A 19,313-nucleotide genomic window follows, 5' to 3' on the forward strand; every position below is an offset into this window, starting at 1 on the left:
TACCGAACGCTTTTAGCCGAAATAACAAACATTAAAAACAGTTTTGCCGTTGGACTCACAAGCCGAATCCGCTCGCCCAACGCAGCGGGCAGCCGTCAGTCCTTGGCCGCCAGCAGGCGAGCCGCCGCAGCCCTCGCCTCGTCCGTCACCGACGCGCCGGCGAGCATGCGGGCAATCTCTTCGGTGCGGTGTTTCGGCTCCATGGTGGCTACGCGCGTGGCGATTCGCTCGCTGCCGTCGCCCGAGGGCCCCTTGGAAATGAGTAGATGGGTCGCCGCCCGTGCCGCCACCTGCGGCGCATGGGTAACGGACAGAACCTGCACGGTTTTCGACAGGCGGCGCAGCCGCTGGCCGATGGCATCCGCCACCGCGCCGCCGACACCCGTATCGATTTCGTCGAACACCAGCGTCGGTGCTGAGCCGCGATCCGCCAGCGCCACTTTCAGCGCCAGCAGGAAGCGGGACAATTCGCCGCCCGAGGCGACCTTCATGATCGGTCCCGGCCGTGTGCCCGGATTGGTCTGGACGTGGAATTCCACCGTGTCGATACCGTCGGCCGTCGCCTGTTCGGCATCGGAGGTCACCTCGACGGTAAATCGCGCCCGTTCCAGCTTCAGCGCCGGCAGTTCTGCCATCACCGCATTGGAAAGCGCATCCGCCGCATGGCGGCGTTTGTCGGAAAGCGATTGCGCGGCACGGTCGAAATCGGCCTTCACCACCCCGAGATTGGCCTCGAGCTTGCCGAGCTTTTCTTCGCCGGCATCGAGATCAGCGAGATCGGCCACCATTTTTTCGGCGAGAGCCGGCAGATCGGGCACGGCAACGTTATATTTGCGCCCGGCAGCACGCAGCGCAAACAGCCGCTCCTCCACCCGCTCCAGCTCACGCGGATCGAATTCGGTGCGGCGCAGCGCCGCCTCCACTTCCATCTGCGCATTGGAAAGGCTGTCGAGCGCGGCGTCCAGCAATTGCACGGTGTCTTCCAGCAATCCCGGCGCTTCATGGCTCTTGCGCTCCAGACGCCGCATCATCGAGGCGATGACAGGCACGGGCGAGGCATTGCCGTTCAGAAACTCGCTTGCCTCGGCGATATCGCCGGCGATGCGTTCGGATTTCTGCATCACCGCCCGACGTTCGGCCAGCTCGTCCTCTTCACCGTCGCGCGGCGAGAGCGTTTCCAGTTCCTCGACGGAGGAGCGAAGGTAATCCGCCTCGCGCGCCGCCGCTTCCACCTTGGCGCGATGCGTCTTCAGCGCACGCTCGGCATCCTTCCAGGTGCGGTATAGGCCCTGAACGGCACGAGCCTCATCGCTCAGCCCAGCAAAGGCATCCAGCAGCGTGCGGTGTGCATCGGTATCGACAAGCGCGCGATCATCATGCTGACCGTGAATCTCGACCAGCAATTGCCCGAGCTGACGCATCATCTGCACGCTGATGGCCTGATCGTTGATATAGGCCTTGGTGCGACCGTCAGAGGATTGCACCCGGCGGAAAATCAGGTCGCCATCGTCATCGAGACCGTTTTCGCGCAGGAGAAGCCGTGTCGGGTGATTGTTCGGGACCTCGAAAGTGGCCGTAACCTGCCCCTTCTCTTCACCGTGGCGCACAAGGCCGCCATCGCCACGGCCGCCAAGCGCCAGCGAGAGACTATCGAGAAGAATGGATTTGCCCGCACCCGTCTCGCCCGTCAACACGGAAAGGCCTGCCTCGAAACCGAGGTCAAGCCTTTCGATCAGAACGATATCGCGAATCGAGAGCTGGACCAGCATGGCCTATGCCCCGGTCTCAGGCGCCGATAAGCTTCTTGCCGGCGCGCGAAATCCAGGACCCCTTGTTTTCACGCGGCTCCAGCCCCTGACCCTTCAGCAGCTTGTAGGAATCCGCATACCATTGGCTATCAGGATAGTTGTTGCCGAGAACGGCGGCCGCCGTCTGCGCTTCGTCCACCAGGCCCATAGCGTAATAGGCTTCGGTCAGACGCGCCAGCGCTTCCTCGATCTGGTTGGTGTTCTGGTACTGCTCGACGACGATGCGGAAACGCGAAACGGCGGCGAGATATTCCTTGCGCTCAAGGTAATAACGACCGACCTGCATTTCACGGCCGGCGAGCTGGTCGCGGGCGAAACGGATCTTGGCCTGCGCGTCAGCGACATATTCCGAATCGGGATAGTCATTGACGACCTTGTTCATCGCCTCGACGGTGCGCTGTGCTGCGCGCTGATCCTGCGTCACGTCGGAAATCTGCTTCGAATAGGCAAGGCCGATCATGTACTGAACATAAGCGGCGTCCTTCGAGCGCGGATATTGCCGCAGGAAGCGGCTGCCGTTCGTGATCGCCACATCGTTCTTGTTGGTGCGCGTGGCAATGAAGGTCTGCATGACAAGCGCCTTCTGGCCCCATTCGGTAAAGGGATATTGCTTGTCGATCGCCTCGAACTTGCGTGAGGCCTCCGTCATGTTGCCGGCGTTCATGTTGGCAAGCCCCTGCTTGTACAGAACGTCAGGCGGATCGGTCTCGACGCCGAGCTTGGTAATGTCGATATCCGGATCGGACTGGCAGGCCGTGACGACGACACTCGCGCCGACCAACATCAACGAAACGGCGATCCCCCGCATCGTACCCTTCATTGCACCAGACCCTACATGCTTCATTCGACAGTTCCCACTTCCCGCGCAAATACATAAGCATCGGCTTTGCACTGGCGTTCTAGCCATAAAAGCATCCGCAGGGCAACGCAATGATGACGCATTAACGCATTTTTATGGCATCGACCCATGCAATCGCATGAATATCAGACGATATAACGCAACTTCTTGTTCGCATCACGAAAAAGCCGCCCCAAGGGGAGCGGCTTTTTCTGTCAATTGATAGCCTGCGAAGGAACTCAAGCAGACCAGGGTGCGAATTCCGGCATGTTGACCGCAACGAATTCGCGGGCGCGTACCATCTGGTTGCGGGCAGCCGGAGCCTCGACGATCTCGTAAGCGGTGCGGTCGCTCAGCAGGGCCTTCAGCGCATTCGCATTGACCTTGTGGCCGCCGCGATAAGAGCGGTAGCAGCCGATGAACTGCGCGCCGGCAAGCGCCAGGTCGCCCACGGCGTCCAGCGTCTTGTGACGGACGAATTCGTCCTTGGCGTAACGCAGGCCTTCCATGTTGATGACGCTGTTGTCGTCGGAGATGACGACCGAGTTCTCAAGCGAGGAACCGAGCGCATAACCGGCGGCCCACAGACGCTCCACGTCACGCATGAAGCCGAAGGTGCGGGCGCGCGACAGTTCATTCTTGAACGTATCCGCCGTCAGGTCGCCCTTCCAGGACTGCTTGCCGATCAGCGGCGTATCGAAATCGATGTCGACTTCAAAACGCGTGCCGTCATAGGGACGGAACTCCGCCCAGGAGGCGCCCGAATCGATGCGCACCGGCTTGGTGACGCGGATGTAACGGCGCTTCACGCCCAGGTTCTTGATGCCAACAGATTCGATCGCCTCGATGAAAGGTGCGGAGCTGCCATCCATGATCGGCGCTTCCGGACCGTCAACCTCAACGACGAGGTTGTCGAGGCCCATGGCGTAGATGGCAGCCATGACGTGCTCGATCGTCGCTACCGACTGGGAGAGCGAACGGCCGAGCACGGTGCACAGATCGGTATTGCCGACATTGGCCGAAACCGCCTTAAGCTCTGTAACACTGCCATTATCGTGAAGGCGGTGAAAGACGACGCCCGTTCCGGCTTCTGCAGGCTGGAAGGTCATCGAGACCGGATTGCCGGAATGCACGCCAATGCCTTTAAGCTGAACAGCATGTGCGATAGTTGTCTGAAATCCGAGCAGTCCGATAGTCATGCGTCTATGCCTTGTTTTGCAAACCGCGCTGCTTCAGCCAGCGCCGTTCAAGTTTTTCAAGCCGGTTTTTAACGACCGGAAAAGTCAATCTGTTCCTTCACCCAGCCTCATACATACGCACATGTAGGTGCCACGACAAATCACTGTTCGTTTCGGATTGTTACATGCGCAAGCCATTGAAAACGCGAATTAATTTAGTGTTAATAACGTAAAATAAACAAAACGCCCGGATCGTGTGATCCGGGCGTTTCAAGGGGCTTATGGAATCGCCTTTAGTTGGACTGGCGGCGCAGGAAGGCCGGGATTTCCAGCTGGTCATCGTCGTGATGGCTGGACGAAGCAGGCGTTGTACGGCCGTGGTCGTCAAGCTGGCCACGACGCGGTGCGTAGAGGCTTGCTTCCGGCGAAAGCGGGGCGCGGCGCTGCTGCGGTGCCATGCTCGGCGCATCCATCATGTCGGAAGGAACTTCTTCCTCTTCACGGCGGCCAAGCGAGTTGGTGATGCGCTTCAGAAGACCCATCGGGCCGCGCTCTTCCTGTGCGGCAGGAGCGGCATGGGTGCGGTGGTCCAGCTCGGCCTTCACGACCGGCGGGAAGTCTTCGACCTTCGGCATGCGAACCGGCTCGGGCTGACGGGCAACCGGCGCGGGTTCCTGGTAGACAGGAGCCTGCGGCTGCTGCATCCGCGGAGCCTGAGCGGCAACCTGTTCCGGAGCGTGATAGACCGGCGCCTGCGCAACCGGTGCCGGAGCGGCCTGCTGAACCGGCTGGGCCGGACGGAGGGCAGCCGGTGCTTCAGCCGGGGAAGATGCGAACAGCTTGCTCTGCGGACGGAAATCCTGGGCGGGCTGCTGGTGTGCGGCGAAACCGAGTTCACGTTCCATTTCGGCTTCCGCCGAACGGATGGTCTGGGCGATCGGGTCTACGGCCTTCTGTGCCTGCGAGACTGCTGCAGGCTGAACTGCGGCCGGAGCGGGAGCAACGGCCGCGGAAGGACGGATAAGCGGCTTGGCAACAGCAGCTGCGGCGCGCATCTCGGCAATGTTCTGTTCGCCAACGCCAGCAACGCGGTCGATGCCGGTTGCGACGACGGAGACGCGGATGAGGCCTTCAAGCGCTTCGTCGAAGGTTGCGCCGAGGATGATGTTGGCATCCGGATCGACTTCTTCGCGGATACGGGTCGCCGCTTCGTCGACTTCGAAGAGGGTGAGGTCGCGACCACCGGTGATGGAGATCAGGAGGCCCTGCGCGCCCTTCATCGAGGTTTCGTCGAGCAGCGGGTTAGCGATCGCCGCTTCCGCAGCCTGCATTGCGCGGCCCGGACCGGAAGCTTCGCCGGTGCCCATCATTGCGCGGCCCATTTCGCGCATGACCGAACGGACGTCGGCGAAGTCGAGGTTGATAAGACCTTCCTTCACCATCAGATCGGTAATGCAGGCAACGCCGGAGTAAAGAACCTGGTCGGCCATGGCGAAGGCGTCCGCAAAGGTCGTCTTGTCATTGGCAATACGGAAAAGGTTCTGGTTCGGAATGACGATCAGCGTATCGACGGACTTCTGCAGTTCCTCGATACCCTGTTCGGCAAGACGCATGCGGCGGCCGCCTTCGAAGTGGAAAGGCTTTGTGACGACGCCGACCGTCAGGATGCCCTTGTTGCGCGCAGCCTGTGCGACGACCGGGGCAGCACCCGTGCCGGTGCCGCCGCCCATGCCGGCGGTGACGAAGCACATGTGGGTACCGTTCAGGTGATCGATGATCTCGTCGATGCACTCTTCAGCAGCCGCGCGGCCGACTTCCGGCTGGGAGCCGGCGCCGAGGCCTTCGGTGACGTTGACGCCGAGCTGAATGACCCTGTCTGCCTTCGTCATGGTCAACGCCTGCGCATCCGTGTTGGCGACGACGAAGTCGACGCCCTGGAGGCCGGCCGTGATCATGTTGTTGACAGCGTTACCACCACCGCCACCGACACCGAAGACGGTGATGCGTGGCTTCAGCTCTGTGATATCAGGCTTCTGCAGCTGTATCGTCATTTTAACATTCCTTCTTTCTCTGGCCGCATCGCCCCGCTGGCCGATTCTTGAAACTCAACTCTGAAACCTCCGGCTTGCGCCACGAGGCCACTCAAAAACTCTCTTTCAGCCATTGCCCCACCCGGGCAATCCGACCGCTACCGTTACCAAACGGCGAGAACATTCCGCCTTGCGCCGCATGAATTTCGATGTCCGCCACCTGCGGGTAGATCATCAGTCCGCAGGCGGTTGAAAATGCCGGTCCCTTCGCCGCCACCGGAAGACCGGCAACCCCCATGGGGCGGCCGATGCGAACGTTGCGGGCGAGAATGCGCCGTGCCGTTTCCGGCAGCCCCGTCAGCTGGCTTGCGCCGCCGGTCAGGACAACGCGCTTGCCAACGATGGGACTGAAGCCGGACTTCTGGATACGATCACGGATCAATTCCAGCGTCTCTTCGATACGCGCCCGCACAATGCGGGTTACAAGTGCTCTTGAAACTTGCGATGGTTGATCGCGATCATCTTCGCCAATCGGCGGGATCGAAATCATGTCGCGCTCATCCGCGCCATTCAGCAAAGCCGAACCATGCACCACCTTCAGTCTCTCCGCATCTTCGATTCGTGTCGAGAGGCCACGTGCAAGATCTGTCGTAACGTGATGGCCGCCAAGGCCGATCGCGTCGGTGTGAATGAGACGGCCTTCGGCGAAAACCGAGATGGTCGTGGTGCCGCCGCCCATGTCGATGGCCGCGCAGCCGAGTTCGACTTCATCATCCACCAGCGCCGCAAGACCGCTGGCATAGGGCGTCGCCACCATGCCTTCCACGGAAAGATGCGCGCGGTTAACGCAAAGCTCGAGGTTCTTCAGCGCCGTGCGTTCGACCGTCACGACATGCATATCGACGCCGAGCAGATCGCCATACATCGACAACGGATCGCGAATGCCGCGCTCACCATCCAGCGAATAACCCGTCGGCAAAGAATGCAGGATCGCCCGGTCCTGACGCATGGACTGCTGGCTTGCCGCCACCAGAACCTTGCGCAGATCGCTTGCTTCCACTTCCTGGCCGCCGAGATCGATGCTCGCGGTATAGATATCGCTCGCCAGCCGTCCGGCGGAAACATTGACGATCAGGCTGTCGACGGTAAGGCCCGCCATGCGCTCGGCCGCATCGACCGAAAGACGGATGACGCCTTCCAGCGCGTCGAGATCGGCGATCACGCCGGATTTCACGCCGCGCGAACGCTGGTGGCCGATGCCGATGATTTCGACCTTATGGGTACGGCCGGGCAGGATTTCGCTTTCCTGGCGCGGCGTCAGCCGGCCGATCATGCACACGACCTTGGTCGAGCCGATGTCGAGCACTGAAACGATATGGCTACGCTTGGAAGAAAGCGGCTTCAGGCGAGGCAGGCCGAAATGGGAAGAACCGAAAAAGCTCATGTGTTCTTCTCCGCCTTCTTGAGAGCCTTGGTGCGCGCATCGACAGCGGCCTGGCGGCGCTCCGTGGCGCCCTCGGTCAGCTGGATCGTGGTGCGGTCCGCGAGCCGGAGATCGACGGCGGCGACATCGCGCGACAGCACCTTTTCCTCGAGATCGAGCCGCGCCAGCAATTGCAGCGCCTGCGGCAGGTTTTCTTCCGGCAGCTTGACGACGATGCCGTTATCGAGATGCAGATCCCAGCGGCGGCCGGCAATGCGGACATAGGCGCGGACACGATTGCGGATTTCCGGCCAGTCGGCCAGCTGCTCAACGAAACCGGCAGCACCCGTTTCCGCGTCGCGGCCGACGAAGAGCGGCAGGGAGGCGAATTTATTGTCCCGCAGCGGCGCAATCACGCTGCCGCTTTTTTCGATCAGCGACAGTTCCGTTCCATGCTGCCAGATGCCGAAGGCCTGACGCTCCTTCAGCCGGACTTCCACGGTCTTGGGGTACACCTTGCGAATATCGACATCTTCCACCCAGGGAAGCTGCACCAGCTTGCGGCGCGCCGCATCGATATCGAGCGCGATCAGCGAGGTGCTGCCATCGAGGCCGAGAAGCTGGAACACTTCGATTTCGGAGGTCTGCAGATTGCCGGAGACCTTCACGTCCTCGACCGCAAAGCCTGCTGCCGATGTCGTGGTCTGGGTAACGATATTGGTGTGCCCGCCGAGCGACATGCCGTAAAGCCCGGTCACCGCGTAAAAGGCAACGGCCGAAATCGTACCGGTATGGGCTGGAATGTGAATGCGTCCGGTCGCAAGGCTGACACCGAAACGCACGAAGCGACGCAGAGGACGCGGCAATACCATGCGGTCGTCGGCGCTGGCCGCCGCCGCGAATTGTTCGCGCTTTTTTGCCGTCGACTTTTTGCCGATCACCGCAAACACGAAGCGTCCTCCACCATCCAGCTGACAAGGTTACCAAAGGAGCGGCCAGCATGGGCCGCCATTTCCGGCACCAGGGAGGTCGGCGTCATGCCCGGCTGCGTATTCACTTCAAGCCAGATAACTTCGCCATCTTCTGAGAAACGGTCGTCGTAACGAAAGTCTGAACGGCTTACGCCACGGCATCCGATCGCCCGATGCGCCATAACCGCCAGTGTTTGAATTTTTTGGTAAATTTTCGGTGAAATTTCTGCGGGAATGACATGTTTCGAGCCACCAGCCGCATATTTCGCATCATAATCATAGAAATTGTGACCCAGCGGCACCACTTCGGTGACGCCCAGCGCCTCGCCGTCGAGCACACCGCAGGTCAGTTCGCGCCCATGAATATAGCGCTCGACCATGACCTGATCGCCGTAGCGCCATTCCGACGAGGTGAGAATCTGTGGCGGATGCGACTGGTCTTCCTTGACGATCACGACACCGAAGCTCGAACCTTCACGCACCGGCTTCACCACATAAGGGGGTGCAAGCGGATGCTCGCTAGTGAAATCGAAACGGTTCATGACGCGCTCGGCAGCCACCGGGATGCCGGCAGCAGCGGCAACCTTCTTGGCCTGCGCCTTGTCCATGGCGAGTGCGGAAGCGAGCACGCCGGAATGCGTATAGGGAATGGCGAGATATTCGAGGATGCCCTGAATGGTGCCGTCTTCGCCAAAGGGACCGTGCAGCGCGTTGAAAGCCACATCCGGGCGCAGCTCGGCAAGGACGGCAGCGATATCGCGCCCCACATCGACCCGGGTGACCTTGTAGCCCTCGTCTTCCAGAGCCTGCGCGCAAGCGTTGCCCGACGACAGGCTGACCGGCCGCTCCGACGAAAATCCACCCAAAAGAACAGCTACGTGCTTGCCGCTCATCGATACCTCTGACACCAACTCTCCGTTACGAACCACGCTCCGAACCGACCGAATTTGACGAACGGTGATTCTGGCACATGACCCTTGAGATCAGTTAAACGCCATTAAGGTTAATGAATCGTTTACTTTCGTTAACCGCCGCGTCCAACGTGCCGAGTTTCGTTAAAGAATCAGCACCGATCCGGATTCCCTCCTTGGAATCAGAGAGTTGCATGGATTGCAACATGCAGGTTTTCAATGATCGGAAATAAAACGGTGCTCGTGCGTCTGCCGCTCAGCGATAAAGGCAAGGCCGAAACGTTAACAGACGGGATTATTCCCCAGGGAAAATTATCTGGCGTTTCAGCGTTTTAAAACCGCGGCCTGAATCAGTCTCTCAATCGCCAAAGCATCCCCGAGAGGCATAACCACACGTGTCGCACTGATGGATCACATTATCTGCATTATTTCTTTTTTAGCATTCCATAAGAACAAAAATTGCGTTAACGCAGTCATCGCCTCCCAAGGCATGACATTGCAATCATCCAAAATGGAACCAATACCATGACCGACGCGATATCTCCGGTATCGCCGACCGCTGACACTTCGAACGTTGTAAAGACAAATTCGCCTGCACGAGTTCTCACTGCCAGCCTGGTCGGCACGACCATCGAGTTTTTCGATTTCTACGTTTACGCCACGGCCGCAGTGCTCGTGTTCCCCACTTTGTTCTTCCCGAACAATGACCCGATGACCGCGCTTCTGGCTTCCTTCGCCACCTTCTCCATCGCCTTTTTCGCCCGCCCGCTGGGCGCTGTGGTCTTCGGCCACTATGGCGACCGCGTCGGCCGCAAGACTACCCTTGTCGCCGCCCTGCTCACGATGGGCGTTTCCACGGTCGTTATCGGCCTCCTGCCCTCCTATGAGACCGCCGGCGTTCTAGCCCCGCTGCTGCTCGCGCTTTGCCGCTTCGGTCAGGGTTTCGGCCTCGGCGGAGAATGGGGCGGCGCCGTCCTGCTCGCCACGGAAAACGCACCTCCGGGCAAGCGCAGCTGGTACGGCATGTTCCCGCAGCTCGGTGCACCCGTTGGCCTGTTCCTTTCGTCCGGCGTGTTCTGGATCCTGCTGCACTTCATGTCGCAGGAAGCGCTTTTGAGCTGGGGCTGGCGCATTCCCTTCGTCGCTTCGATCATCCTGATCGCGGTCGGCATGTGGGTTCGCCTGTCGATCACCGAAACGCCCGACTTCCAGAAGGCAATCGAAAAGGAAGAACGTGTGGCCGTGCCGGTCGCGGAACTGTTCCGCAACCACAAGCGCAGCCTCGTGCTCGGCACCTTCGTGGCGCTGGCCACCTTCGTGCTCTTCTACATCGGCACCGCCTATCTTCTGTCCTACAACGTCAAGGTTCTGAAAATCCCGTTCCTCGACGCGCTGGAAATGCAGATCCTCGGCTCCATCGTTTTCGGCATCTTCATTCCGATCGCCGGCAAGCTTGCCGAAAAATTCGGCCGTCGTGAAATCCTGATCCTGACGACGGTGCTGATCGGCCTGTTCTCCTTCCTGCTGCCCGGCCTGATGTCCGGTGGCGAAGGCTCGATCTTCGTTTTCGCGGCTCTGGCCATGATGCTGATGGGCATGACCTACGGCCTGATCGGAACGGCGCTCGCCGCCCCCTTCCCGACCCGCGTGCGCTACACCGGCTCGTCCATCACCTTCAACATGGCCGGCATCTTCGGCGCATCGCTGGCGCCTTACATCGCCACATGGCTGCAGGTGAATTACGGCATGGGTTATGTCGGCTATTATCTCTGCGTATCGGCGCTCATCACGCTCGCCTGCATTCTTCTGTCCCGCAAGGACGAAGTCTGAGCCACGCAGGGTTCCAAATATAACAAGGCCCGCGGAACTTGAGGTTTCGCGGGCCTTTTCATATCTGCGCCCGACAGCGCAACAGCGCATCTCTTCCCGGCTTTGTTGAAAATACGCTAGGCAACGGATTGGCGGATGTCGCGCTGGCCTGACACGCAGATGCGGTTACGCCCCGTTCCCTTTGCCTGATAGAGCGCCAGATCGGCATTGTGCAGGACTTTTTCGAAGACTTCGGCATCCTTCCGGACAGCCACGCCAATCGATATGGTGACACCGATCCGCATCTCCTGATAATCGACCGGCACGGCCTCAATACTCGCACGCAGCCTTTCGCAAACATCCAGGAACGATTGCAGCCCGGTTTCCTGCACCACAACGAACTCCTCACCGCCCATTCTGGCAACGCTGGCGGAGGCAGCGAAGGCGGCGCGTATCCGCTGTGCGACACTGGAAATCACCGCATCGCCTGCCAGATGGCTGAACCTGTCGTTCACGGACTTGAAATGATCGATATCGAGGAAGGCGACGCAATAATGCGGGCCGAGATCGATACATCCGGCATAAAGCCCAAGGCGATTGCTGAGGCCCGTCAAGGCGTCCGTATGGCTCAGATACAGAAATCGCTCATGCGATTGCGCCAGAAGCTTCACTTCCCTGGCATTCAGCCAGCAAACCAGCAGCGTTATCGTAAACGAGATTGCGGCGGACAGCGTGATGCCAAGGATAAGCCCGTTGACGAGATCCGTTACCAGCCCGAACTCCGCCAGCAGAAGCAGACCGAAGAAACAGATAAGAACAGCTATAACCGTGACGACACAGGCGACCCGGATTGCAAATTCCAGCGGTTCAAGCCGCCGGCGGCGCTCCGACGTCGCAATCGAAAAACTCATCATCTCGATCAGTTTTTTCCAGAGACCCAATACCATCCCCAGCAGCGCCCAATCATCTAACGTCGTCGAAAACTCTAATATAAATCGTCTAAAATATGGGAGAGGGCCGACACCCTCTCCACTTTCATCTTGCTATAGACCATAACCATTGATCGACCGTTACGATAAACGCCAACGGCCGCATCAACGCAAGGTTTTGTCGCCAACCATACCGGCCAACACCGGATTTCAGCTTCCGAGGAAAGGCTCCACCTCACGGCCCGGCATGAAAAGGCCAAGCCGCTTGATTTCCCATTCCAGCCGGATGCCCGACTTTTCGAACACGCGCTTGCGGATGGTCTCACCCAGATATTCCAGATCGTAACCGGTCGCATGGCCGGTATTGATCATGAAATTGCAATGCAGCGACGACATCTGCGCGCCGCCGATGACCAGACCGCGACCGCCCGCCTCATCGATCAGTTCCCAGGCGGAATGACCTTCGGGATTCTTGAACGTGGAACCGCCCGTCTGCTCGCGGATCGGCTGCACGGTTTCGCGGTGGTGGCGCACGGCATCCATATCGGCACGGATTTTCGCCTTGTCTTCGGGATAACCCTCAAACAGCGCGCCCGTGAAGATCAGGCCCGCATCGGCGCCGGAATGGCGATAGCTGTAGCCCATATCGGCGTTCGAAAGCACATGCTGATTGCCCTGACGGTCGACCGCATAGACCTCCACAACACGCTCGCGCGTCTCGCCGCCATTGGCGCCCGCATTCATGCGCAGCGCACCGCCGATGGAGCCAGGAATGCCGTAATAGAAATGGAAACCGCCGATGCCATTATCCATGGCCATAGCGGCAATATGCTTGTCCGGGCAGATCGCGCCCGCCTTGATGCGGTTTTCACCGGCAAGCTCCACCTGGCCGAAGCCCTTGGCGGACAGACGAACAACGATGCCCGGAATGCCGCCATCGCGCACCAGAAGGTTCGAGCCGACGCCAACCACGGTCAATGGCACGTCTTCCGGCAGAATTTTCAGAAAGGCAATCAGATCGTCGGTATCGTGCGGCTGGAACATGACTTCCGCAAGACCGCCGGCTCTGAACCACGTCACGCGGTCCATGGGCGCATCCGGTGTCAGACGTCCCCGCAATTCATTTACCCCGTCGCCGAGCCTCCCCAGCAATTTAACCCCATCGACCTGTCTCATTCAGACTTTCCTGATATGCTCTTCAATTCCGAAGGCAGTACTGCTGCCCATTGCGTGATATTTCCAGCCCCCAAGAGAACCACGAAATCACCCGGATTCGCAATGCCTGCAACCACTGAGGCGAGATCTTCCCGTTTCTCGAGAAAACGGGCGTCACGGTGGCCGGCGGCCTTGATGGCCGAAACCAGCGCTTCCGAGCTTGCGCCCTCAATCGGATCTTCGCCCGCGGCATAGACCGGAGCAAGGATAATCGTGTCGGCATCGTTAAAACAATGCGCGAAATCGTCGAACAGGCTGGAAAGGCGGCTATAGCGGTGCGGCTGGTGCACGGCGATGATACGGCCCTTGCAGGCCTCCCGCGCCGCCTTCAGCACGGCCTTGATCTCCACCGGATGGTGACCGTAGTCGTCGAAAACCTGCACCCCATTGGCTTCGCCCGTCAGCGTGAAGCGTCGCTTGACGCCGCCGAAGGAGGCAAGGCCCTTCTTGATGTCGGCTTCCGAAATGCCGAGACGATTGGCAACCGCAATCGCCGCCGTCGCATTCGACACATTGTGGCGGCCGGGCATCGGCAGGACGAGGTCCTTGAAGGAGAATATCTTGCCGGTGCGGCGACGGCGGATTTCCACGTCGAACACCGAGCGCGTGCCGTCGATGCGCACATTAGAAAAACGCACATCAGCCTGCGGGTTCTCGCCATAGGTGATGACCTTGCGGTCCTCGATGCGGCCGACCAGTGCCTGCACTTCCGGATGATCGAGGCACATGACGCCGAAACCGTAGAACGGCACGTTCTCGACGAACTGACGGAATGCGGCGCGCACGGCATCGAAATTGCCGTAATGGTCGAGATGTTCCGGATCGATATTGGTGATGACGGCCACATCGGCTGGCAGCTTCAGGAAGGTGCCGTCGGACTCGTCGGCCTCCACCACCATCCATTCGCCCTCGCCCATGCGGGCGTTGGTGCCGTAAGCATTGATGATGCCGCCATTGATGACGGTCGGGTCGAGATTGCCGGCTTCCAGCAGCGTCGCGACCATGGAGGTGGTCGTGGTCTTGCCATGGGTGCCGCCAATGGCGATGGCGTTACGGAAACGCATCAGCTCGGCCAGCATTTCGGCCCGGCGAACGATCGGCAGGTGCTTTTCACGCGCCGCGATGAGTTCCGGATTGTTCTTTTTAATGGCGGTGGAAACGACCACGACCTCGGCATCGCCGATATTATCCGCCGTATGACCGACGAAAACCTCGATGCCCTTGTCGCGCAGGCGCTGCACATTGGCGCTGTCGGCCTGATCCGACCCCTGAACGCGGTGGCCGAGATTGTGAAGCACTTCGGCAATGCCGCTCATGCCGATCCCGCCTATGCCGATGAAATGCACAAGGCCTATGGCTTTCGGCATCTTCATGCCCCGACTCCTTCATTCTTCTTCTTGAATTCCTGTACGGACCGACCGGAAGCAATCGCCTCCACCAGATCGGCCAGCACATCCGCCGCATGCGGTTTGCCCGTCGCCTTCGCCGCCGCCGCCGTTGCCGAAAGACGGTCCGGCTCCGAAAGTGCCGAGGACAGCAGGCCGGAGAGCTTCTGCGGCGACAGTTCCGCCTGCTTGATGACGCTTGCCCCGCCCGCCGCCGAAAGCGCTGCCGCATTGGCGGCCTGATCGTGATCGAGCGCATGCGGATAGGGAACGAGGATCGACGGGCGGCCGATCACCGAAAGCTCCGATACCGTCGAAGCGCCCGAGCGGCTGATGACCAGATCGGCCTCGCCGATACGCGAAGCCATGTCGCCGAAGAAGGGTGAAACATCCGCCTTCACGCCGAGCTTCTGATAGGAGGCGATCACGCTGTCCTTGTCTTCCGGCCGCGCCTGCTGGGTAACGACGATGCGCTTGCGCTGCTCATCCTTCAGCAGGCAGATCGCTGCAGGCACGGCGCTGGAAAAGAACTGCGCACCCTGGCTACCGCCGAAAACGACAAGCTGGAATGCCTCACCCGTCTGCGAGGGCGTATAGGGTATCTCCGACGCCGCCAGCACCGCCGGGCGAACGGGGTTGCCGGTGGCCACGGTCTTGTCGGAATATTGGCCGTTGGCGGGCGGCAGGAAACCGCCGGCGATTGCCTTCACCCGGCCTGCCAGCGCCTTGTTGGCGCGGCCCATAACCGCATTCTGCTCGTGAATGATCGACGGCACGCCAAGCCCGGTCGATGCCAGAAGCGGCGGCACGGTGGGATAACCACCGAAGCCGACGACCGCAACCGGCTTCAGCTTCGTGACCAGCCGGCGCGCTGAACGCAGCCCCGTCCACAGTTTCCACAGCGAACGCGCCACGGAAATCGGGTTTTTCGAGCCGATGGTGGCGGACGGCACGACATGGATTTCGTCCGCCGGGAACTTGCCGGCATAACGCTCGGCGCGGCTGTCAGTGACCAGATGCACCTGATAACCGCGCGCTTTCAGCGTATGCGCCAAGGCCTCGGCTGGAAAGACATGGCCGCCGGTTCCCCCGGCGGCAAGAAGAACAATACCCTTGCTCATGATCGTTTACTCCGCGGGAACGCCGGAACCGACGCGGAAGAAACTCCGCTCCTGCGCCCGCTTTTCGGGTCTGTGGCGTGTCAGCGCCAGAAGGAAGCCGGCGGTCACGCAGATCGCCATCATTGACGAACCGCCATAGGAAATCAGCGGCAGCGTCATGCCCTTGGCGGGCATCAGTTCCAGATTGACGCCGATATTGATCATCGACTGCATGCCGATCTGCAAAACGAGGCCGGCCACGGCGAAGCGGCAGAAATCGTCCTTTTCCTTGAAGGCATGCGAGAGGCCGCGCAGCACGATGAAGGCGAAGATCGCGACGAGGAACATGCAGAAGACGATGCCGAACTCTTCCGCCGCCACCGAGAAGATGAAGTCGGTATGGCTGTCGGGAATGATGCGCTTGACGATGCCCTCGCCTGGTCCGCGCCCGAACCAGTCGCCGCGAATGATCGCCTCGCGCGCCGTATCCACCTGGAACGTATCGCCTTCGCCCGTCCAGAAACGGTCGATACGACCGGCCACGTGCGGCAGCATCAGATAGGCGGAGATGATGCCGCCGACGCCGACGCCGCCGAGCATGATGATCCAGAACCACGGCACACCGGCCATGAAGAACATGCCGCCCCAGACCACCGACGTCAGGATCGTCTGGCCGAAGTCGGGCTGGGCGATCAGGAGCGCCGCGACGATGCCGAATGTGATGATGGCGAAGAGGTTGCCGGGAATTTCAGGATGGCGCGCCCGCTCGGCAAACAGCCAGGCGCAGACGATGACGAAGGCCGGTTTCATGAATTCCGATGGCTGGATGGAAAAGGTGCCGATGGAAATCCAGCGTCTCGCACCCTTGACCTCGATGCCGAAGAATAGCGCGAAGATCATCATCAGCAGCGAAGCGATGAGCATGATGACCGCGACGCGGCGCACCTGACGCGGCGACAGGAAGGACAGGCCAACCATGATCGCCAGCGACGGCACCATGAACATCGCCTGACGCTCGACGAAGAAGAAACTGTTGAGGCCGATACGCTCTGCAACCGCAGGCGAGGCCGCGAACGACAGCATCAGACCGATGCCCATCAGCGCGATGAACGCCGCCAGAAAGAAACGGTCGATGGTCCAGAACCACTCCGCGACCGGACCGCGATCAACTCGGCTTACCATGGCCTTCAGCCCCCTTTTCCAGAGTCAACCAGCATCGTCATGCCATCGAGCGCCGCGACCTGCGCGACGAACGAATCACCTCTGATCTCAAAGTTCTTATATTGATCGAAGCTTGCGCAAGCCGGGGATAACATCACGATATTGCCGGCAGTCGCATCTTTTTCCGCATCCGCCGCCGCATGTTGCACAGCCTTGTCCAGCGTGCCGGATATTTCGTAAGGCACGGCTTCGCCAAGCGTCGCGGCAAATTCCGCCGCCGCCTCGCCGATCAGATAAGCCTTGGCGATGCGCGGGAAAAGCGGCGAAAGACTGGTGATGCCGCCTGCCTTAGGCAGACCGCCGGCGATCCAGTAGATGCGGTCGAAACTTGAAAGCGCCGGTGCCGCAGCATCGGCATTGGTGGCCTTGCTGTCATTGACGAAGGTGACATTGCCACGTCGGCCGACCGGCTGCATACGATGCTTGAGGCCGGGAAAAGACTTCAGGCCTGCGCGAACTTCCTCTTCGGAAACCCCGACCGCAAGGCAGGCGGCGATTGCCGCCGCCGCATTCTGCGCATTGTGGCTGCCGCGAAGGGTCTGGATACCGTCGAGATCGGTGAGCAGCGAAGAAGTGCCGCCATGCGCACGGAAAATGCGGCTGCCTTCGGCATAGAGACCTTCGGAAACGACATTGCGCTTGGAAATGCGCTCCACCTTGACACCGGTGCGTTCGATACGGTCGGCGATCAGCGTCGAATGGCTGTCATCCACACCGACGATGGCCGTTTGACTGCCAGCCACCAGCCGTTCCTTGACGTCGGCATAGTGCTGCATCGTCCCATGCCGGTCGAGATGATCGGGCGTCAGATTGAGCAGAATGCCGGCGGTCGGATTGATCGTCGGTGCGAGATCGATCTGGTAGGACGAGCATTCCACAACATAGAAGCGCTGCGCCTTCGGCGGATCGAGGCTCAGCACCGCCGTTCCGATATTGCCGCCGAGCTGCGTATCGCGGCCCGAAGCCTTGAGAATATGCGCGATCAGCGCCGTCGTCGTGGACTTGCCGTTGGTGCCGGTAATCGCGATGAAAGGGCAATCCGGAGCATGCGCACGGCGCTCGCGGATGAAAAGCTCGATATCGCCGATGATCTCGACGCCCGCAGCTTTCGCAAGGTCGACCGACCAATGCGGTTTCGGATGCGTCAGCGGCACGCCGGGCGCCAGAACGAAGGAAGAGAAGCTCGGCCAGTCAATCGTCCGAAGATCCGCCGTCTTGATGCCTTCGGCCTCGGCCTTCGCAACACTGTCGGGATTGTCGTCGAAAGCAACGACATCCGCCCCGCCGGCCACCAGCGCCCGGGCCGTGACGAGACCCGAACCGCCAAGCCCGAAGAGAGCGACCTTCTTACCTTTGAACGACGTGACCGGGATCATCGCTCACCTCAGCTTCAGGGTGGCGAGGCCAAGCAGCGCGAGACCCACGGAGATGATCCAGAAACGGATCACCACCTGGCTTTCCGTCCAGCCCTTTTTCTCGAAATGGTGATGGATCGGCGCCATCAGGAAGACGCGCCTGCCGGTGCGCTTGAACCAGAAGACCTGGATGATGACCGACAGGGTTTCCATGACGAAGAGACCGCCGACGATGACCATGACGATCTCGTGCTTCGTGGCGACAGCGATGGAACCGATGAGGCCGCCGAGCGCCAGCGAACCCGTATCGCCCATGAAAATGGCGGCGGGCGGCGCATTGAACCACAGGAAGCCGAGGCCCGCGCCGATGACCGCGCCGACAATGACGGCGAGTTCACCCGTGCCGGGCACGAAGTTGATCTGCAGGTAATTGGCGAAAACCGCGTTGCCGGCAAGATAGGCGATCACGCCGAAGGTGGCGGCCGCGATCATGACAGGCACGATGGCGAGCCCGTCGAGACCATCCGTCAGGTTCACGGCATTGCCCGCGCCGACGATGACGAAAGCACCGAACAGCACGAAGAAGTAGCCGAGATTGATCACGAATTCCTTGAAGAAGGGAAAGGCGATGGAGCTGCCGAGCGTGCCGCCATGCGGGGCGGAAGCAAGCGCCATCTTCATCATGAAGAACACGGCAATCGCCGCAATCAGGAATTCGATGCCGAGACGGGCCTTGCCGGAAAAGCCCTTGTCGCTCTGCTTCGTCACCTTCAGGTAATCGTCATAGAAGCCGATGGCTCCGAAACCGAGCGTCACCATCAAAACGGCAACGACATAGACATTCGAAAGATCGCCCCAGAGCAGCGAACCGCCGAGAATGCCGGCAAGGATCATCAGCCCGCCCATGGTCGGCGTGCCGGCCTTCTTGAAATGCGTCTGCGGACCATCCGCGCGGATGGGCTGGCCCTTGCCCTGGCGCACGCGCAGCGAATTGATGATCGCCGGTCCGAACAGGAAGACGATCAACGCAGAGGTGAACATCGCAGCACCCGCCCGGAAAGTGATGTACCGGAACAGGTTGAAGATTTGAATTTTATCCGACAGTTCGACGAGCCAGATCAGCATAATTGCCCTTTCAAA

The 19,313-nt window shown here is 60.3% G+C and carries 15 protein-coding genes; 1 reads left to right on the forward strand and 14 read right to left on the reverse strand.

Annotation, left to right across the window (positions count from 1 at the left end; translation table 11 throughout):
* Positions 1 to 95: 95 nt before the first annotated feature.
* The 7 genes from recN to ACQZ60_RS10310 all read right to left on the reverse strand — a co-directional run bounded on the left by recN (position 96) and on the right by ACQZ60_RS10310 (position 9,141).
* On the reverse strand, positions 96 to 1,769 hold the full coding sequence (recN, locus tag ACQZ60_RS10280; protein ID WP_020810274.1) for a DNA repair protein RecN: 1,674 nt from the start codon (positions 1,767 to 1,769) through the stop codon (positions 96 to 98).
* Between the two features lie 16 nt (positions 1,770 to 1,785).
* Positions 1,786 to 2,652 carry an outer membrane protein assembly factor BamD gene (locus tag ACQZ60_RS10285; RefSeq protein WP_060725092.1) on the reverse strand — a complete coding sequence of 289 codons (867 nt, stop codon included), beginning with the start codon at positions 2,650 to 2,652 and terminating at the stop codon, positions 1,786 to 1,788.
* 233 nt (positions 2,653 to 2,885) lie between these two features.
* On the reverse strand, positions 2,886 to 3,845 hold the full coding sequence (gene lpxC, locus ACQZ60_RS10290; RefSeq protein WP_004430769.1) for a UDP-3-O-acyl-N-acetylglucosamine deacetylase: 960 nt from the start codon (positions 3,843 to 3,845) through the stop codon (positions 2,886 to 2,888).
* Between the two features lie 272 nt (positions 3,846 to 4,117).
* Positions 4,118 to 5,875, reverse strand: coding sequence for a cell division protein FtsZ (ftsZ, locus tag ACQZ60_RS10295; RefSeq protein ID WP_004430767.1), 1,758 nt, complete (start codon positions 5,873 to 5,875; stop codon positions 4,118 to 4,120).
* Positions 5,876 to 5,966: 91 nt separating this feature from the next.
* Complete coding sequence (gene ftsA, locus ACQZ60_RS10300; protein WP_004442783.1) at positions 5,967 to 7,298, reverse strand: cell division protein FtsA; 1,332 nt, start codon at positions 7,296 to 7,298, stop codon at positions 5,967 to 5,969.
* Positions 7,295 to 8,227 (reverse strand): cell division protein FtsQ/DivIB, encoded by a 933-nt coding sequence (locus tag ACQZ60_RS10305; RefSeq protein ID WP_035263162.1) that lies wholly within the window; start codon positions 8,225 to 8,227, stop codon positions 7,295 to 7,297. Before ACQZ60_RS10305 ends, ftsA begins: the two co-directional genes overlap by 4 nt.
* On the reverse strand, positions 8,215 to 9,141 hold the full coding sequence (locus ACQZ60_RS10310; protein ID WP_059756663.1) for a D-alanine--D-alanine ligase: 927 nt from the start codon (positions 9,139 to 9,141) through the stop codon (positions 8,215 to 8,217). Before ACQZ60_RS10310 ends, ACQZ60_RS10305 begins: the two co-directional genes overlap by 13 nt.
* A gap of 543 nt (positions 9,142 to 9,684) precedes the next feature.
* Here ACQZ60_RS10310 and ACQZ60_RS10315 point away from each other — a divergent pair.
* Positions 9,685 to 10,989 (forward strand): MFS transporter, encoded by a 1,305-nt coding sequence (locus ACQZ60_RS10315; RefSeq protein WP_448735178.1) that lies wholly within the window; start codon positions 9,685 to 9,687, stop codon positions 10,987 to 10,989.
* Between the two features lie 116 nt (positions 10,990 to 11,105).
* Here the strand turns inward: ACQZ60_RS10315 and ACQZ60_RS10320 are convergent, their stop codons facing one another.
* The 7 genes from ACQZ60_RS10320 to mraY all read right to left on the reverse strand — a co-directional run bounded on the left by ACQZ60_RS10320 (position 11,106) and on the right by mraY (position 19,298).
* On the reverse strand, positions 11,106 to 11,915 hold the full coding sequence (locus ACQZ60_RS10320) for a GGDEF domain-containing protein (RefSeq protein WP_031233977.1): 810 nt from the start codon (positions 11,913 to 11,915) through the stop codon (positions 11,106 to 11,108).
* Between the two features lie 192 nt (positions 11,916 to 12,107).
* Positions 12,108 to 13,073 carry a UDP-N-acetylmuramate dehydrogenase gene (gene murB / locus ACQZ60_RS10325; RefSeq protein ID WP_448735179.1) on the reverse strand — a complete coding sequence of 322 codons (966 nt, stop codon included), beginning with the start codon at positions 13,071 to 13,073 and terminating at the stop codon, positions 12,108 to 12,110.
* Positions 13,070 to 14,485, reverse strand: coding sequence for a UDP-N-acetylmuramate--L-alanine ligase (murC, locus tag ACQZ60_RS10330; RefSeq protein WP_003522200.1), 1,416 nt, complete (start codon positions 14,483 to 14,485; stop codon positions 13,070 to 13,072). The genes murB and murC overlap by 4 nt, the downstream gene beginning before the upstream one ends.
* Positions 14,482 to 15,618, reverse strand: coding sequence for an undecaprenyldiphospho-muramoylpentapeptide beta-N-acetylglucosaminyltransferase (murG, locus tag ACQZ60_RS10335; RefSeq protein ID WP_448735180.1), 1,137 nt, complete (start codon positions 15,616 to 15,618; stop codon positions 14,482 to 14,484). Before murG ends, murC begins: the two co-directional genes overlap by 4 nt.
* 6 nt (positions 15,619 to 15,624) lie before the next feature.
* Entirely contained in the window at positions 15,625 to 16,779 is a 1,155-nt protein-coding gene (gene ftsW, locus ACQZ60_RS10340) for a putative lipid II flippase FtsW (RefSeq protein WP_003522198.1), read from the reverse strand.
* A 5-nt stretch (positions 16,780 to 16,784) separates the two neighbouring features.
* On the reverse strand, positions 16,785 to 18,194 hold the full coding sequence (gene murD, locus ACQZ60_RS10345; RefSeq protein WP_448735181.1) for a UDP-N-acetylmuramoyl-L-alanine--D-glutamate ligase: 1,410 nt from the start codon (positions 18,192 to 18,194) through the stop codon (positions 16,785 to 16,787).
* A 3-nt stretch (positions 18,195 to 18,197) separates the two neighbouring features.
* Positions 18,198 to 19,298, reverse strand: coding sequence for a phospho-N-acetylmuramoyl-pentapeptide-transferase (gene mraY / locus ACQZ60_RS10350; RefSeq protein ID WP_003522196.1), 1,101 nt, complete (start codon positions 19,296 to 19,298; stop codon positions 18,198 to 18,200).
* Positions 19,299 to 19,313 lie beyond the last annotated feature (15 nt).

Source organism: Agrobacterium sp. 22-223-1, assembly GCF_053522385.1.

What these genes read in the sequence shown, in the direction of transcription:
- recN (WP_020810274.1), bottom strand. Translation starts at nt 1,769, where the DNA reads ATGCTGGTCCAGCTCTCGATTCGCGATATCGTTCTGATCGAAAGGCTT.
- ACQZ60_RS10285 (WP_060725092.1), bottom strand. Translation starts at nt 2,652, where the DNA reads ATGAAGCATGTAGGGTCTGGTGCAATGAAGGGTACGATGCGGGGGATC.
- lpxC (WP_004430769.1), bottom strand. Translation starts at nt 3,845, where the DNA reads ATGACTATCGGACTGCTCGGATTTCAGACAACTATCGCACATGCTGTT.
- ftsZ (WP_004430767.1), bottom strand. Translation starts at nt 5,875, where the DNA reads ATGACGATACAGCTGCAGAAGCCTGATATCACAGAGCTGAAGCCACGC.
- ftsA (WP_004442783.1), bottom strand. Translation starts at nt 7,298, where the DNA reads ATGAGCTTTTTCGGTTCTTCCCATTTCGGCCTGCCTCGCCTGAAGCCG.
- ACQZ60_RS10310 (WP_059756663.1), bottom strand. Translation starts at nt 9,141, where the DNA reads ATGAGCGGCAAGCACGTAGCTGTTCTTTTGGGTGGATTTTCGTCGGAG.
- ACQZ60_RS10315 (WP_448735178.1), top strand. Translation starts at nt 9,685, where the DNA reads ATGACCGACGCGATATCTCCGGTATCGCCGACCGCTGACACTTCGAAC.
- ACQZ60_RS10320 (WP_031233977.1), bottom strand. Translation starts at nt 11,915, where the DNA reads ATGGTATTGGGTCTCTGGAAAAAACTGATCGAGATGATGAGTTTTTCG.
- murB (WP_448735179.1), bottom strand. Translation starts at nt 13,073, where the DNA reads ATGAGACAGGTCGATGGGGTTAAATTGCTGGGGAGGCTCGGCGACGGG.
- murC (WP_003522200.1), bottom strand. Translation starts at nt 14,485, where the DNA reads ATGAAGATGCCGAAAGCCATAGGCCTTGTGCATTTCATCGGCATAGGC.
- murG (WP_448735180.1), bottom strand. Translation starts at nt 15,618, where the DNA reads ATGAGCAAGGGTATTGTTCTTCTTGCCGCCGGGGGAACCGGCGGCCAT.
- ftsW (WP_003522198.1), bottom strand. Translation starts at nt 16,779, where the DNA reads ATGGTAAGCCGAGTTGATCGCGGTCCGGTCGCGGAGTGGTTCTGGACC.
- murD (WP_448735181.1), bottom strand. Translation starts at nt 18,194, where the DNA reads ATGATCCCGGTCACGTCGTTCAAAGGTAAGAAGGTCGCTCTCTTCGGG.
- mraY (WP_003522196.1), bottom strand. Translation starts at nt 19,298, where the DNA reads ATGCTGATCTGGCTCGTCGAACTGTCGGATAAAATTCAAATCTTCAAC.